Annotated in this window: 16 protein-coding genes; 6 read left to right on the forward strand and 10 right to left on the reverse strand. The window is 69.0% G+C overall.

The features are described from left to right. Window positions 1-13: 13 nt before the first annotated feature. The 4 genes from A5757_RS23865 to A5757_RS01430 all read left to right on the forward strand — a co-directional run bounded on the left by A5757_RS23865 (window position 14) and on the right by A5757_RS01430 (window position 2,533). On the forward strand, window positions 14-145 hold the full coding sequence (locus tag A5757_RS23865; RefSeq protein ID WP_255360347.1) for a hypothetical protein: 132 nt from the start codon (window positions 14-16) through the stop codon (window positions 143-145). Then, a complete protein-coding gene (locus tag A5757_RS01420; RefSeq protein WP_066828179.1) occupies window positions 142-870 on the forward strand; it encodes a hypothetical protein in 729 nt (242 codons plus the stop codon). The genes A5757_RS23865 and A5757_RS01420 overlap by 4 nt, the downstream gene beginning before the upstream one ends. 103 nt (window positions 871-973) lie before the next feature. Beyond that, window positions 974-1,327 (forward strand): hypothetical protein, encoded by a 354-nt coding sequence (locus A5757_RS01425; protein ID WP_231983853.1) that lies wholly within the window; start codon window positions 974-976, stop codon window positions 1,325-1,327. A gap of 198 nt (window positions 1,328-1,525) precedes the next feature. Beyond that, window positions 1,526-2,533 (forward strand): GGDEF domain-containing protein, encoded by a 1,008-nt coding sequence (locus tag A5757_RS01430; protein WP_231983850.1) that lies wholly within the window; start codon window positions 1,526-1,528, stop codon window positions 2,531-2,533. A 92-nt stretch (window positions 2,534-2,625) separates the two neighbouring features. On the opposite strand, the gene A5757_RS01435 is transcribed toward A5757_RS01430, so the two are convergent. The 6 genes from A5757_RS01435 to A5757_RS01460 are packed head-to-tail and all read right to left on the reverse strand — an operon-like array spanning window position 2,626 to window position 9,161. Continuing rightward, entirely contained in the window at window positions 2,626-3,075 is a 450-nt protein-coding gene (locus A5757_RS01435; RefSeq protein WP_066828182.1) for an SRPBCC family protein, read from the reverse strand. 3 nt (window positions 3,076-3,078) lie between these two features. Beyond that, the gene (locus A5757_RS01440; RefSeq protein ID WP_066828183.1) at window positions 3,079-3,291 is read right to left on the reverse strand and encodes an antitoxin; all 213 of its coding nucleotides are present in this window, start codon (window positions 3,289-3,291) and stop codon (window positions 3,079-3,081) included. A 9-nt stretch (window positions 3,292-3,300) separates the two neighbouring features. Beyond that, window positions 3,301-5,706, reverse strand: a complete 2,406-nt coding sequence (locus A5757_RS01445; RefSeq protein WP_066828184.1) for a cation-translocating P-type ATPase — start codon at window positions 5,704-5,706, stop codon at window positions 3,301-3,303. Continuing rightward, on the reverse strand, window positions 5,703-7,295 hold the full coding sequence (locus A5757_RS01450) for a serine hydrolase (protein ID WP_066828185.1): 1,593 nt from the start codon (window positions 7,293-7,295) through the stop codon (window positions 5,703-5,705). Before A5757_RS01450 ends, A5757_RS01445 begins: the two co-directional genes overlap by 4 nt. 17 nt (window positions 7,296-7,312) lie before the next feature. Then, complete coding sequence (locus A5757_RS01455) at window positions 7,313-8,425, reverse strand: MBL fold metallo-hydrolase (protein WP_066828186.1); 1,113 nt, start codon at window positions 8,423-8,425, stop codon at window positions 7,313-7,315. 1 nt (window position 8,426) lies between these two features. After that, entirely contained in the window at window positions 8,427-9,161 is a 735-nt protein-coding gene (locus A5757_RS01460) for an enoyl-CoA hydratase (protein WP_066828187.1), read from the reverse strand. Between the two features lie 28 nt (window positions 9,162-9,189). Here A5757_RS01460 and A5757_RS01465 point away from each other — a divergent pair, with 28 nt between their 5' ends. After that, the gene (locus tag A5757_RS01465) at window positions 9,190-10,665 is read left to right on the forward strand and encodes a carboxyl transferase domain-containing protein (RefSeq protein ID WP_066828188.1); all 1,476 of its coding nucleotides are present in this window, start codon (window positions 9,190-9,192) and stop codon (window positions 10,663-10,665) included. A gap of 10 nt (window positions 10,666-10,675) precedes the next feature. On the opposite strand, the gene A5757_RS01470 is transcribed toward A5757_RS01465, so the two are convergent. From A5757_RS01470 to A5757_RS01480, 3 genes are all read right to left on the reverse strand, one after another. Continuing rightward, window positions 10,676-10,924: a hypothetical protein gene (locus A5757_RS01470; RefSeq protein ID WP_066828189.1), complete on the reverse strand. Its 249-nt coding sequence runs from the start codon at window positions 10,922-10,924 to the stop codon at window positions 10,676-10,678. Next, on the reverse strand, window positions 10,924-11,136 hold the full coding sequence (locus A5757_RS01475; protein WP_066828190.1) for a DUF3072 domain-containing protein: 213 nt from the start codon (window positions 11,134-11,136) through the stop codon (window positions 10,924-10,926). Before A5757_RS01475 ends, A5757_RS01470 begins: the two co-directional genes overlap by 1 nt. 61 nt (window positions 11,137-11,197) lie before the next feature. Further along, window positions 11,198-11,737, reverse strand: a complete 540-nt coding sequence (locus A5757_RS01480) for a TetR family transcriptional regulator (protein WP_066828191.1) — start codon at window positions 11,735-11,737, stop codon at window positions 11,198-11,200. A gap of 97 nt (window positions 11,738-11,834) precedes the next feature. On the opposite strand from A5757_RS01480, the gene A5757_RS01485 reads away from it, so the two are divergent. Then, window positions 11,835-12,971, forward strand: coding sequence for an FAD-dependent oxidoreductase (locus A5757_RS01485; RefSeq protein WP_066828192.1), 1,137 nt, complete (start codon window positions 11,835-11,837; stop codon window positions 12,969-12,971). Here the strand turns inward: A5757_RS01485 and A5757_RS01490 are convergent. After that, the gene (locus tag A5757_RS01490; protein WP_066828193.1) at window positions 12,949-13,338 is read right to left on the reverse strand and encodes a hypothetical protein; all 390 of its coding nucleotides are present in this window, start codon (window positions 13,336-13,338) and stop codon (window positions 12,949-12,951) included. The genes A5757_RS01485 and A5757_RS01490 overlap by 23 nt on opposite strands. Window positions 13,339-13,349: the final 11 nt, after the last annotated feature.

Genomic DNA, 13,349 nt, shown 5'->3' on the forward strand with positions numbered 1-13,349 from the left:
AAAGGGGGCCACCATGGTCGATCAGCAGGAACGCAAGCGCAAGCGGGCGCTCATCGTCGTCCAGATCGTCATCTACGGATTCCTGCTGACGATGTTCCTCATCCAGCTGTACATGTCCTTCGCCCGGGGGTGGTGGGATCTGTGAAAGTTCCCTCGCTGCGGCGTGGTTCGGCAGACAAGCCGCCGCCGGTCGCGGCCACCGGACCGAGCCTCGAGGAACACCACGAGCAGTCGCGCCTGGCACAGCGGCGTGCGGACAAGTGGATGATCGTCGGCGCGGCGCTGATGGGGATGTGGGCGCCCGGCCTGATCGGCTTCCCGATCTTCATGCGCGGTGTGTGGTTGCAACGCCAGGCGCAATTGGCCGGGATGTCGGTGCGGCCGATGATCGTGACGCTGATCGGCTACCTGGTGCTCATCGACGGGATGCTCAACAGCCTCGGCTGGGCGCTGGACATGGTCGGCAACCACACGCTGATCAACCGCGTCCTGATGGTCGGCTGGGGCAACATGTTCGACGCCGGCTACTTCTGGCACTACAACGAGCTGTGGGTCGGTGGTTCGGGCGCCCCCGGCGAGAAGGCGTACGTCATCGGCCTGATCCTCACGGTGTTCTCGATGCGGGTCGCCGCCGCCATCGGCTTCCTGCAGATGAAGCGCTGGGGACATCAGTGGATGATCGTCACCTGCTGGATGGGCATCGTCATCTGGTGCGCCTACGTACTCAACATGACCATGTACGCCGACGTCCGCTACGCCGGCGTGGTGTTCCCGGTGATCGGTTGGTGGCTCTACGACATCTTCTACATCACCCCGTTCCTCGCGATTCCGTATCTCCACACGGTGAACCGCGAAATCTTCACCGACTGACCCGGTTTCGCGAAAGGATCAGGAGAGGCCCGTGAGCGCACCGCAAACCACCGGCGATACGACCGAAGACCTGCCTCCGGGCACCACCCCGTACTACGCGCGCATGCACCGCTACATCAAGCGGGCGGTGCTGGTGTGCCTGGTGGCGCTCGTCATCGAAGGCGCTTTCACGCTGCCGTTCATGGCGGTGTACTACGGCTACCCGACTTTGAGCTTCACCGAGATCTGTAGCGAACTGCTCAAGGTGCGCTACTCCGACGACGCGCTCGAGTGCAAGGTGCCCTACCCGCCGCTGGGGCCGCCGGAGGGCGCCGAAGGCAAGGACACCGCCCAGGACGAGTGGGGCGTACAGCCGGTCCCGAAATACCACCGGCTCGGGTTCCGCGAACTGGTGCGCATCCATGAGGAGCGCGAAGCGCGCCAGGCCGCGGAACGTCAGGCCGGCCCGACGCCGTGAGCGACGGTTCGGTCATCCCCTGACGGGCCGAGTGGTACCCCGTAGTACCCTGGGCGAGTTCGCCGGGCACGTCCTATTAGGACCACCCGGTCGGCTGCAATACGGGGAGCGGCGGTGATGGCGGCGGCTTGGTCGACTTACCTGCGGTCCGCTGCCCGCCACTACGAGTGGATCAGCGACTACCTGGCATCCCGAGGTATGACCACGGCCGTCCGGGCCATGATGGCCGGCATCGCGGGATCGCTGTCGATCTGCCTGTTCGTCCTGCTCCACTTCGACGGCCCGGTCAGCGATCTGCAGGCCGCTCTGACATGGACCGCGATGGCCGGCGGCATCTTCGGTGTCGTGTTGTGGGCGTGGCGGTGGCCGACCCATTTTCAGTCGATCCTCTTCGCCGTCGTGTCCAACGCCTCCATCGCGCTGTCGTGTCTGGCCTATCCGAATCCGCACGGGACGCTGGTGGGAAGCGTGTCGTTCGCGACGATGGCGGCCTACATCGCGTTCTTCCACTCGACTGCCCTGGTCGTGTACAACTTCCTCGTCACCACGGCGGTCGCCGTCAGCGCAGCGTGGCGGATCGCGCTGACCGGACACCCGGCGATGGGCATCGTCGACCTGTTCATCGTGCTGCAGATCAACGTCGCCATGCCGGTGGCGATCTACGTCCTGGTCCGCGCGCTGCGCAAGGATCTGGTGCGCGCCGAGGAGGATCCGCTCACCGGGCTGCTCAACCGGCGCGCGTTCTTCCTGCACAGCGCGAAGTTGCTCACCGGACAGCAGCCCGGCTCCGAGGGCCATCTGTTGATCGCGTTGGTGGATCTGGACAAGTTCAAGCGGATCAACGACACCTACGGCCACCAGGCCGGCGACGGCGCGTTGATCGCCGTCGCCGAGGCACTGCGCCGGGCCGCCGGGGGTGAGGACACGGTGATCGGCCGTAGCGGCGGCGAGGAGTTCGTCATCGCTGCGGTGCGCAGTTCGGCGGACCCCGGATCGCTCGCGGAGCAGATCTGCGCGGAGGTCGCCGCACTCCCGATTCCCATCACCGCCAGCGTCGGCACCGCGACGATGCCGCTGGCGGATGCCGAAGGGACACCGGACGCGTCGTGGATCGACCGGCTCATCAGTGCCGCGGACGCCGCGATGTACGACGCGAAGCGGGCGGGCGGGAACCGCTGCCACCACTTCGGCGTCGCACACCGCTGAGGGTTCCGGCGCGCGCCGAGATCAACGTTTCGCCCGATTCCACTCGCACTTTTCCGCCCGTTTGATCATTTGGGCGGAAAAAAAAAGGGGGGTCAGGCGGGGGCGAAGACCGCTTTGAAGCGCTCCAGCGATTCGCGGATGTCGTTTTTCAGTGCCGAGGCGACGACCATGCCGATCGGGCCGAACAGCGCGGGGCCGCCGAGGTGCACGTCGAAGGTGACCGTCGAACAGGATTCGTCGCCGTTCTCGGCCGGGCGGACCTTGCCGATCATCTTCACCTTGACGCCGCCCTTGCCGTCACCGTTGAGGGTCATGGTCTGCGGCGGCTTGTAGTTCACGATCGTCCACTGCATCCGGGTCGCCAGGCCCATGACCTCGACGATCGAGTCGATCCGGGTCCCCTTCTCCAGGGTCTCGGGCAGCTTGGACCGCCACACCCGGTGGATGCTCAGCCATTCCTTGTATCGCGCCAGATCGGACGCGCACGCCCACGCCTTGTCCGGCGGCAGCGGCACGTCGACCGAAACCGAGAGCTTGGCCATGGGTCAGGGGTGCAGCGGCGGGTTCTGCGGGTTCACGGGACCGCCGGGGTTGTTCTTGTCGACGTATGACCGCGCGGCGCTCTGCGCCTTGTTCACCTTGTCGGTGTACTTGCCCTGCGTCTTCTGGTCGAAGAAATCGCCGGCCTTCTCGATGGCCTGGCCGGCCTTGTCGGGATTCTTCGACACCCAGTTCTTCACCTTGTCGAATAGAGCCATGACGTCAGCTTACCGGTCACGCCAGAGCCGTCGGCGTTCGCCGAGGACCCGGCCCTGCACCCACCACAGCGCCTCGATCAGCACTGCCCCGAGCGCACCGATCGCGAGCGCGATCGACGTGACCTCGATGTTCGTCGGGTCCAGGATGAACAGTTCCTGCGCCAGGGGCAGCGAGAAAATCACCAGGTAGGCCAGCGCCGAACCCGCCACCAGCGCGATCCGCCACCACTCGTACGGCCGGGCCACCACCGCCAGCACCCATACCGCGCTCACGAGCAGTGTGATCAACGCGGCGGTCGACGCCTGCACCTGCTCGGTCTCGGTGGCTGCGCGGCCCTGGTAGGCCACCAGATACGACACGAACGTCGCGGTGCCCACCACCACTCCCGACGGCAGCGCCGCGGTCATGACGCGGCGGACGAACCCGGGTCGGGCGCGTTCGTGGTTGGGCGCCAGCGACAGGATGAACGCCGGGATGCCGATGGTGAACCAGGCGGCGATCGTGACGTGGATCGGCTGGAACGGGAACAGCAGCGGGTCGGTGCCGAACAGTTTCGAGCCCAGCCCCGCCAATCCGACCAGCACGGCCAGCAGCACCGAGTAGACGGTCTTGGTGAGGAACAGATTCGAGACCCGTTCGATGTTGCCGATCACCCGGCGGCCCTCGGCCACCACGTAGGGCAGCGTTGCGAACTTGTTGTCCAGCAACACGATCTGCGCGACGGCGCGCGACGCCGGGCTGCCTGCGCCCATCGCCACGCCGATGTCGGCGTCCTTGAGCGCCAGTACGTCGTTGACGCCGTCGCCGGTCATCGCCACGGTGTGCCCGTGCGACTGGAGCGCATGCACCATCGCACGCTTCTGATCCGGCCGGACCCGCCCGAACGTGGTGTGGGTTTCCAGCGTGTCGGCAAGTTCGCCGACGGCCTGCGGCAGGTTCCTGGCGTCCATGCACTCACCGTGCAGACCCAGCGAGCCGGCGACCGCGCTCACCGACACCGCGTTGTCCCCGGAGATCACCTTGATCGACACGTGCTGGCTGGCGAAGTAGTCGAGGGTGCCGCGGGCGTCGGGGCGGACCCGCTGTTCGAGCACCACCAGCGCCACCGGGGTGACGGTGCCCGGCGCATCGGGATGGTCGACAGGTAGATCCGAGGAGCCGAGCAGCAGCACCCGCAGCCCCTGCGAGCCGATCTCCTCGGCCTGTCCGGCGACGGGAGAATCCGGATCCAGCAACACATCCGGGGCGCCGATCACCCAGTTGCCGTGGGCACCGAACGAGACGCCACTCCACTTGGTGGCCGACTTGAACGGTGCGGTCGCGGTGGCGGTCCAGCCCGGCGGATCCGGGTACGCCTCCGCGATGGCCAGCATGCTGGCGTTGGGTCGGCTGTCGTCGGCGGCCATGGCCGCCAGGACGTCCTCCACGTGATCCTCGGTGATGGCGCGCACGTCCGCCAGCCGCATCCCGTTCTCGGTCAGTGTGCCGGTCTTGTCGGCGCACACCACGTCGACCCGGGCCAGCCCCTCGATCGCGGGCAGTTCGTTGACCAGGCACTTTCGCCGGCCCAGCCGCACCACACCGACCGCGAACGCGATCGACGTCATCAACACCAGACCTTCGGGCACCATCGGCACCAGCGCGCCGACCATCGCGAGTACCGCACGCTGCCAACCGGATTCGGTGGTGAACAGCTGCGTGTAGATGGTGAGCAGGCCCGCGGGCACGAGTAGATAGGTGATGAACCGCAGGATCTGGTTGATGCCGTTACGCAGTTCGGATTTCACCAGCGTGAACTTGCTGGCCTCCTCCGCGAGCTTGGCCGCATACGCTTCCCGCCCGACCTTGGTGGCCCGGTAGGCGCCCGTCCCGGCGACGACGAAACTGCCCGACATCACGTGGTCCCCGGCGTCTTTCGCGATCGGATCGGCCTCACCGGTGAGCAGCGATTCGTCGACTTCGAGGTTGGCGTCTTCGACGACCTCACCGTCGACGACGATTTGATCGCCGGGTCCCAGCTCGATGATGTCGTCGAGCACGACCTGACTCGGGGACAGCGGCTGCGACGTGGACGAGGACCCGGTGCCGGTGCCGGTGCTCCTGCGCACCACGGGTTTGGCCTGTCCGACGATCGCGAGTTTGTCCAGGGTCTTCTTGGCCCGCAGTTCCTGGATGATGCCGATCGCGCTGTTGGCGATGATCAGCAGGCCGAACGCGCCGTTGATGAGCGAGCCGGTCGACAGCACGATGACGAACAGCACGCCGAGGATCGCGTTGATCCGGGTGAAGATGTTGGCGCGCACGATCTCTCCGGTGCTGCGCGCCGCCCGCGTCGGGACATCGTTGGTCTGGCCTGCCGCGACCCGCTCGGCGACCTGCGCGTCGGTCAGCCCGGTGACCACCGCCAGGCTCATTTGACGAAGACTCCGTCGTGGTGGTCGTCGAAGTACTCCAGCGTCAGGCGGTCACCGTCGAAGGTCGCCTTCGACACCGAGCCGGGCGGGGAGTTCTCCGAGACGAACTCGAACGTGAACACGTTGGCGTCCCAGTGCTTCAACGGCCAGGTGTCGCCGCGCGGGCCGATTCGCAGTCCGAGCGTGCCGCCGGCTTCAGTGACCGTGGCGGGCCCCCAGAACGCGTTGTCGTAGACGCCGGCCAGGCTCGCGGGCGGCGGGGACGGCGCCGGGTTGACCGGGCGCGGCTTGCCGACGAGGTCGCCGACCGGCTGCTCCATCTGCTCGAACGGCGCTTTGTACAGCGCATACCAGTCCTCGCGGACCTCGCCGAACTGGACGAGGTCGGCGAACTGGGCGGTCAGCGACTCGGGCACTCCGGACGGGGTCGCGTTGGTCAGGGCGACGATCGCGACGTCGGCCGACGGCAGGATCACGAAGGTCGTACCGGCGCCCAATTCGAAGGCGCCCGAGTGGCTGAGCTGCTGGCGCGCCCCCGATGTGGTGCCGACGTTGAACCCGTAGCCGTAGAAACCGCTGCGCATCGCGGGCTCCGATCCCCGACTTGCGACGCTCTGCGGGGTGAGCGCGGGCAGCAGCGCATCGGGCTCGATGATCTGCCGATCGCCGGCCTTACCGTCGGCGAGCACCATCGTGAGCCATTTCGTCATGTCGTTGACCGACGAACTCACTCCTCCGGCCGGCCCCTCCGCGTCGGCGTTGCGGACGTAGCGCGGCTCGTACCGGCCGTCCACATGAATGTGGCCCACCGCACGATCGGGTCGGGCCTCGTAGTCGGCGAACCGGGAGCTGGTCGACGTCATCCCCAGCGGCCGGTACAGCACCTCCTCGCTGAGCGTCTCCCACGACTTGCCGGCACTCGTGGCCACCGCCTCCGCGCCGGCGGTGAGCCCGAAGTTGGTGTAGGCGTAGCTATCTCGGAACGGAGCAAGCGGAAGCTGCCGCAACCGTTCGAGAATGGCGCGTCGGTCGTAGCCGAGGTCCTCGAGACGGTCACCGGCGTGGTCGGGCAGCCCGGAGCGATGCGCGTACAGATCGCCGACGGTGACCATCTGCGTGACTGCGGGGTCCGACAGCGCGAACCACGGCAGCTTCGACACCACCGGGGTGTCCCAGCCGATCGCACCCTCGCTCACCTGCTGCGCGACGACGGTGGCGCCCAAGGGTTTGGACAGCGACGCGAGCTGAAACACCGTGTCGGGGTCGACCTTCGCGCCGGTGCGAACATCGGTGACCCCGAAGCCCTTGGCATACACGACGTCTGCCCCGTGCACGACGGCGACCGCCATCCCGGGGATCCCGGAATCGGTCATCAGCTTCTCGGCGAGCCCGTCCAGTTGGGCGACGGCCTTGCCGACCGCGTCTTCGGGCAGCGGCATGGCGGGGACGAGCGGGGGCGGCACATCCGACAGCGTGGGCGCCGCGGCGGGCTGCGTCGACTGCGGCTCGGCGGCCGGTCGGGAATCGCACGCCGCCACGAGGGTCAGCGCCGCGGCGAGCGCCGCGAGCGGCAGAAGTCGGGGGGTCACAGCTGCACGCTAGCGCGTCAGAGTTCCCACCACGGGTCGATCATGATCGCGTCCCGTTCGATCCGCTGACCGGGTTTGGGCACCGCGACGTGCACGCCCTGCTCGTCGGCGGCCGTCAGCAACCGCTCGACCGGCTCCGCCCACGGGTGCGGCGCCAACCGGAACGTGGCCCAGTGGATCGGCACCAGCAGCCCGGTGCCGGCATCGGTGACGTCGCGGTGGGCGCGCACCGCCTCCTCCGGGTTCATGTGGATGTCCGGCCACGCCGGGTGGTAGGCCCCGATGGGCAGCAGCGTCAGATCGAACGGACCGTGCGCCTCGGCGGTGTCGGTGAAGCTGCGGGTGTAGCCGGTGTCGCCGCCGAAGAAGACGCTGTTCTTCGGACCCTTGATCGCCCACGAGGACCACAGCGTGGTGTTGCGGGTGAACAGGCGACCGGAGAAGTGCCGGGCCGGGGTGCACACCAGGGTGAGATCGCCGAGCTGGTGGCTCTCGTTCCAGTCCAGTTCCACGATGCGGTGTTCGGCGATACCCCACACCCGGAGATGGGCACCGACGCCGAGGGGGACGACGAATGGGGCGCGCTGGGTGCGGGCCAACCCGAGGATCGTGTCCATGTCGAGGTGGTCGTAGTGGTCGTGGCTGATGATGACGGCGTCCACGGCGGGCAGTCGTTCCAGCGCCACCGGAGGTTCGTGCAGCCGCTCCGGGCCGATGTTGCGCGACGGCGAACACCGCCGGCTCCAGATCGGATCGGTCAGTACCCGATATCCATCCACTTCGACCAGCACCGAGGAGTGCCCGTGCCAGTACGCGGCCAGTCCGGCGGCGTCGGCGTCGATGCGTGCCGGTTCGACGACCGGGATGGGTGCGCCCGGCCTGCCGTTGCCCGCGGTGACGAGCTCGCGGAGCAGCAGGCGACGCGCCTCGGCGTCGAGGCTCATCGTGGCGGCGGGTTCCGTATTGACGAAGGCGCCGTCGTGGAACTGGGGTGACCGGCGGGCGACTGCCGCGATGTCGGCGGGCGTCGCACCGAGCGACGCCGGGGTGCCCTGCAGTGCGCGCAGCACCCAGCCCCCGGCCAGCAGGGAGGCCGTGCCGAAGCCGAATCGCAGTGCGGCGCGCAGCATGTCAGGCTCCCTTGAACCGCGGCGGGCGCTTTTCGATGCGGGCGACCTGGGCTTCGATGATGTCCTCGCTGGCCCACGCGCGGTCGAAGAGTTCGGTGTGGGCGGGCCACGGGTCCTCGTAGGCGCCGTCGTCGTTGAGGACGCGTTTGGCGTGCTGCAACGCCAGCGGCGCGTAGCCGGCGATCTCCTGGGCCCACGCCTGGGCGTCCGAGAGCGTGCCGAGCCGGTTGGCCATGCCGGTTTGCAGCGCCATATCGGCGGTGAGCCGCTCCGCGGCGAGCAGCATCCCCCGGGCCCGGCCGGCCCCGACCAGCGACGTCAGTCGGCGGATGCTCCAATTGTCCAGCGCGATACCGTATTTCGCGACAGGGAACTGGAAGTAGGCCTCGGGGGCCACCACCCGCAGATCGCAGATCATCGACAGGATGACTCCGGCGCCGATCGCCGGACCGTTGACCGCGCCGATGACCGGCACGGGCGCCTGGTCGATGGCGATGTTGAGCGCCCTGGCCTTCTCGGGCAGCTCGTCGGCGACGCCCTGGCCGCCCGACAGGTCCGCTCCGGAACTGAACACGTGGCCCTGGCCGGTCAGCACGATCGCGCGGACGTCCTCCGACGCGGCCTTCTCGATCGCTTCACGCAGGCCGTCGACGAGTTCGCTGTTGAGGGCGTTGCGGCGCTCGACACGCTGCATCTCGATGGTCAGCACGTGGCCGTCACGGGTCAGTCCAATCATGGCGGCCAGCCTAACTAGCCTTGCTGAGATGAGTCGGATCAGTGCCATACAGCTGCGGGACACGGTGCTCGACCCCGGGTCCTTCCGCAGCTGGGACACCCCGCCGTTGGAGATCGCCACCACCGACGACTACCGCGCCGAACTGGCCGCGGCCGCCGCGGCGACCGGGCTGGACGAATCGGTGCTGACCGGTGAGGGCCGCGTGTTCGGCCGCCGGGTGGCGGTGCTGGCCTGCGAGTTCGACTTCCTCGCCGGGTCCATCGGGGTGGCCGCCGCCGAACGCATCACCGCGGCGGTGCAGCGGGCCACCGCTGAGCGGCTCCCGCTGGTCGCGTCCCCGAGTTCCGGCGGCACCCGGATGCAGGAGGGCACCGTTGCGTTCCTGCAGATGGTGAAGATCGCCGCCGCCGTCGAACTGCACAAGCGGGCGCAGCTGCCCTATCTGGTCTATCTGCGCCACCCCACCACCGGCGGGGTGTTCGCGTCGTGGGGCTCGCTCGGTCACATCACCGCCGCCGAACCCGGGGCGCTGATCGGTTTCCTCGGGCCTCGGGTGTACGAGCACCTCTACGGCGAACCGTTCCCGTCGGGTATCCAGACCGCCGAGAACCTCTACCGGCACGGAGTCATCGACGGTGTGGTGCCGTTGGAGTCGCTGCGGATGACGCTGGACCGGGCGCTGACCGTCGTCGCCGACCCGCCGGATGAACCGCCACCGCCCCCGGCACCGGAGCCGATCGCCGACGTCCCGGCCTGGGATTCGGTAGAGATCTCCCGGCGTCCGGATCGGCCCGGCATCGGGTATCTGCTGCGCCACGGCACCACCGAGCGGGTGCTGCTGTCGGGCACCGATCAGGGCGAGGCCGCGACGACGCTACTGGCCCTGGCCCGCTTCGGCGGTCAGCCGGCGGTGGTGCTGGGGCAACAGCGGCTGGTGGGCGGGATGGTCGGGCCGGCCGCACTGCGGGAGGCTCGCCGCGGGATGGCGCTGGCCGCGGAACTGCAGCTGCCGCTGGTGCTGGTGATCGACACCGCGGGCCCGGCGCTCACCGTCGAGGCGGAGGAAGGCGGTCTGGCGGGTGAAATCGCCCGCTGCCTGGCCGAGCTGGTCACCCTCGACACACCGACGGTGTCGGTGCTGCTCGGCCAGGGGTCCGGCGGGCCCGCACTGGCGATGGTGCCGGCCGACCGGGTGCTGGCCGCCCTGCACGGCTGGCTGGCCCCGCTGCCGCCGGAGGGCGCGAGTGCCATCGTCTACCGGGACCTCGACCACGCCCCGGAACTCGCCGCCGCTCAGGGCATCCGGTCGGCCGATCTGCTGCGACGCGGCATCGTCGACGTGATCGTCGGCGAGCATCCCGACGCCGCCGACGAACCGCTCGAGTTCACCCGCCGGCTGTCGGCGACCATCGCCGTCGAACTGGCCGCGCTACGGAACGTCCCGGCCGAGACCCGGCTGGCGCACCGGCTCGAGCGCTACCGCCGCATCGGGCTGCCCGACTGACATCTGTGGGTCAGCCGCCGAGTTCGTCGACCGCGGTGTTCAGCGCCGCGGCCTGCTCCTCGAGTTCGCGATCGGACAGGTCGGCGCCGTCGGTCCGCCTGAGCAGTTCGGCGCGGGAGATCACCTCGAGCGCACCCTGGTAGCGGTCCGACCGCAGATCGCCCTCCGTCACCACCTCCGCCCGGCCCTCGATGAGGACCAGGGTGGCTTCGCCGTCCGCATCGAGCAGGCCGCGTACATGTGTCGCATCGATCGTCATCACTGTCCCCGTCCGGTCTGGCCCTGCAGGCGGTCGATCATCTCCGAGGCCTGCGCCTTGGTCATGTTCTCGGGCAGCTCCTCCTTGGCCTCGCGGGCCAGGGTCTGCAGGTAGCTGCGCTGCGGACCCGTCATCGGCTCGTCTCCGGTCACCCATTCGGATTGGTCTTTCTGTGCGTTCTCCTGCGGAGCCGCGGTTGGTTGTTCGGTCATGGGGTTCCTATGCCCGCTGGACCGGGGGCCTATGCACGCAGTCGAACATTCGTGCGATGGATCACGACTGCAAGTACCGCTGCAGCGTCGGCCCCAACCATTCCCGCAGCTCGGCGCGTGTCATCGCGACTACCGGCGGCAGCTGCAGGACGTAGCGGCACAGCGCGAGCCCCAACATCTGGGTGGCGATGAGTCCGGCGCGCCGGCTCGCCGACACCCCGTCGTCTCCGGCGACCACCGGCAGCAGCTGGGTCGTGAAGATGTCGCTCATCCGCTGCGCCGCCGCAGGGTTGGTCGCCGCAGAACGCAGGAGCACCACCAGCGCCTCGTCGCGTTCCCAGCGGTCGACGAAGTGCTCGACGAGCCGCCGGCCTACCGCTTCGGGGGCGACCGCCGACAGGTCCGGCAGTTCCAGATCGAAATGTGCGGCCGCGGCGAACAGGCTCTCCTTGTTTCCGAAGTACCGCATCACCATCGACGGATCGATCTCCGCGTCCGCGGCCACGGCACGGATCGTCGTGCGCTCATAGCCGGACTGTGCGAACCGCTCGCGGGCCGCGGCGAGGATGACCGCCTTCGTATCGACGGAGGAACGACGCATGCCAACAACTGTAGGCCAACAGTTGTTGACATCGCGGGCCGACGCGCGCACGATGACTATGCCAACAAGCGTTGGCATAGCTATGAGGAGAGTGGCCATGGCCGATGTCGATGTACTCGTGGTCGGCGCCGGGCCGACGGGTCTCACGCTGGCCTGCGCCCTCGCCCAGCGTGGGGTGTCCGCCGTCGTCGTCGACCGGCAGGCCGAGGGGGCGAACGCGTCACGCGCCGCGGTCGTCAATGCCCGGAGCCTCGAAGTTCTCGCACCCCTCGGCGTCGCGGAGGAACTGATCCTCACCGGCATACCCGCGGCCCGATTCTCCATCCGGGACGCCGCCCGCAGTCTGATCGAGGTCGACTTCTCCCAACTCCCGACGGCGTATCCGTACAGCCTGATGACACCCCAGTCGACGACGGAGGCCGTGCTGTCCCGGCGGCTGACCGAGCTGGGCGGGCGGGTACTGCGGCCCAAAACCCTGGTGGCGCTCCGCCAGGACGAGAAGGGCGTGACCGCCGACCTCGCCGACGGCACGACCGTGCGGACCCGCTATGCGGTCGGCGCGGACGGCATCCACAGCAGCGTACGGACCCAGGTGGGCATAGGGTTCCGCGGCGGCCGCTACGACGAGACCTTCACCCTCGCCGACGTCCGACTCTCCGGTGACGCCCCCGCCGGCGAGGTCATCCTCTTCTGGGCCGCCGCCGGGCTGACCGTCGTGGCCCCACTGCCCGGCGGCGTGCACCGCATCGTCGCGCCCGTATCCGAGGCTCCTGAAGCGCCGTCGCCCGCCTTCGTCCAGCACCTCCTCGACGAGCGCGGCACCGGCGCCGGACGGATGCGCGTCGACGACGTGGTGTGGGGTTCGCGGTTCCGGGTCCAGCACCGGGTGGCCGACACCTTCCGGGTCGGACGGGTGCTGCTTGCCGGCGACGCCGCCCACGTCCACAGCCCGGCGGGTGGCCAGGGGATGAACCTCGGCATCCAGGACGCGGTGGCGCTCGGCGATGCGCTGACAGCGGCACTGGGCGGAACGGATACCGCTCTCGACGATTACCGCAGTGTCCGGCGTCCGATCGCCGAGGACGTGGTGGCCATGACCGATCGGCTGACCCGGTTGGCGACCCTGCCCCGCGCCGCAAGGCCGCTGCGCAACACCGTAATTCGTGCGGCTGGTCGGCTGCCGGCCGTGCGCCGTGGGCTGGCGTGGCGGCTCAGCGGCCTGGTGTACCGGTGAGCAGCGCACCGCGGTGCCGAGTGCGGACGTACAGCACCATCCCGGCGACGATCACCTCGACCGCGGCGACCGCCATCGCCACCGCGATCAGTACCGGGACGTCCCCGGCCGCGGCCGGCGCATGGTGGTGCGCGGGCATCGGGGTGTGGACCGCGAGCATGGCCAGGCTCATCAACGCGACGGTGAGCCAGGCGGTCAGCGTGTCGCGCTGCCACAGGTGCCAGGCGCACCACAGGCAGCCGGCGATCATCGTCGCGAGCACCACCGCCGCCGCCACCCCGCCGGCGTGCCCGAGCAGTGCGGTGTGCACCCCGGCCGAGCCGGCGGCCAGCCCCGCGTAGAGACGTCGCCCCAGCGCAGCCGGCATCACCCCATCCT

Origin of the sequence: Mycobacterium sp. 852013-51886_SCH5428379 (assembly GCF_001665575.1) — a bacterium.
Lineage (GTDB): Bacteria > Actinomycetota > Actinomycetes > Mycobacteriales > Mycobacteriaceae > Mycobacterium.

Coding starts and splice junctions, on each gene's coding strand:
- A5757_RS23865 (WP_255360347.1), top strand. CDS start 14: ATGGTCGATCAGCAGGAACGCAAGCGCAAGCGGGCGCTCATCGTCGTC.
- A5757_RS01425 (WP_231983853.1), top strand. CDS start 974: ATGCACCGCTACATCAAGCGGGCGGTGCTGGTGTGCCTGGTGGCGCTC.
- A5757_RS01430 (WP_231983850.1), top strand. CDS start 1,526: ATGACCACGGCCGTCCGGGCCATGATGGCCGGCATCGCGGGATCGCTG.
- A5757_RS01435 (WP_066828182.1), bottom strand. CDS start 3,075: ATGGCCAAGCTCTCGGTTTCGGTCGACGTGCCGCTGCCGCCGGACAAG.
- A5757_RS01440 (WP_066828183.1), bottom strand. CDS start 3,291: ATGGCTCTATTCGACAAGGTGAAGAACTGGGTGTCGAAGAATCCCGAC.
- A5757_RS01445 (WP_066828184.1), bottom strand. CDS start 5,706: ATGAGCCTGGCGGTGGTCACCGGGCTGACCGACGCGCAGGTCGCCGAG.
- A5757_RS01455 (WP_066828186.1), bottom strand. CDS start 8,425: ATGCTGCGCGCCGCACTGCGATTCGGCTTCGGCACGGCCTCCCTGCTG.
- A5757_RS01460 (WP_066828187.1), bottom strand. CDS start 9,161: ATGATTGGACTGACCCGTGACGGCCACGTGCTGACCATCGAGATGCAG.
- A5757_RS01465 (WP_066828188.1), top strand. CDS start 9,190: ATGAGTCGGATCAGTGCCATACAGCTGCGGGACACGGTGCTCGACCCC.
- A5757_RS01470 (WP_066828189.1), bottom strand. CDS start 10,924: ATGACGATCGATGCGACACATGTACGCGGCCTGCTCGATGCGGACGGC.
- A5757_RS01475 (WP_066828190.1), bottom strand. CDS start 11,136: ATGACCGAACAACCAACCGCGGCTCCGCAGGAGAACGCACAGAAAGAC.
- A5757_RS01480 (WP_066828191.1), bottom strand. CDS start 11,737: ATGCGTCGTTCCTCCGTCGATACGAAGGCGGTCATCCTCGCCGCGGCC.
- A5757_RS01485 (WP_066828192.1), top strand. CDS start 11,835: ATGGCCGATGTCGATGTACTCGTGGTCGGCGCCGGGCCGACGGGTCTC.
- A5757_RS01490 (WP_066828193.1), bottom strand. CDS start 13,338: ATGCCGGCTGCGCTGGGGCGACGTCTCTACGCGGGGCTGGCCGCCGGC.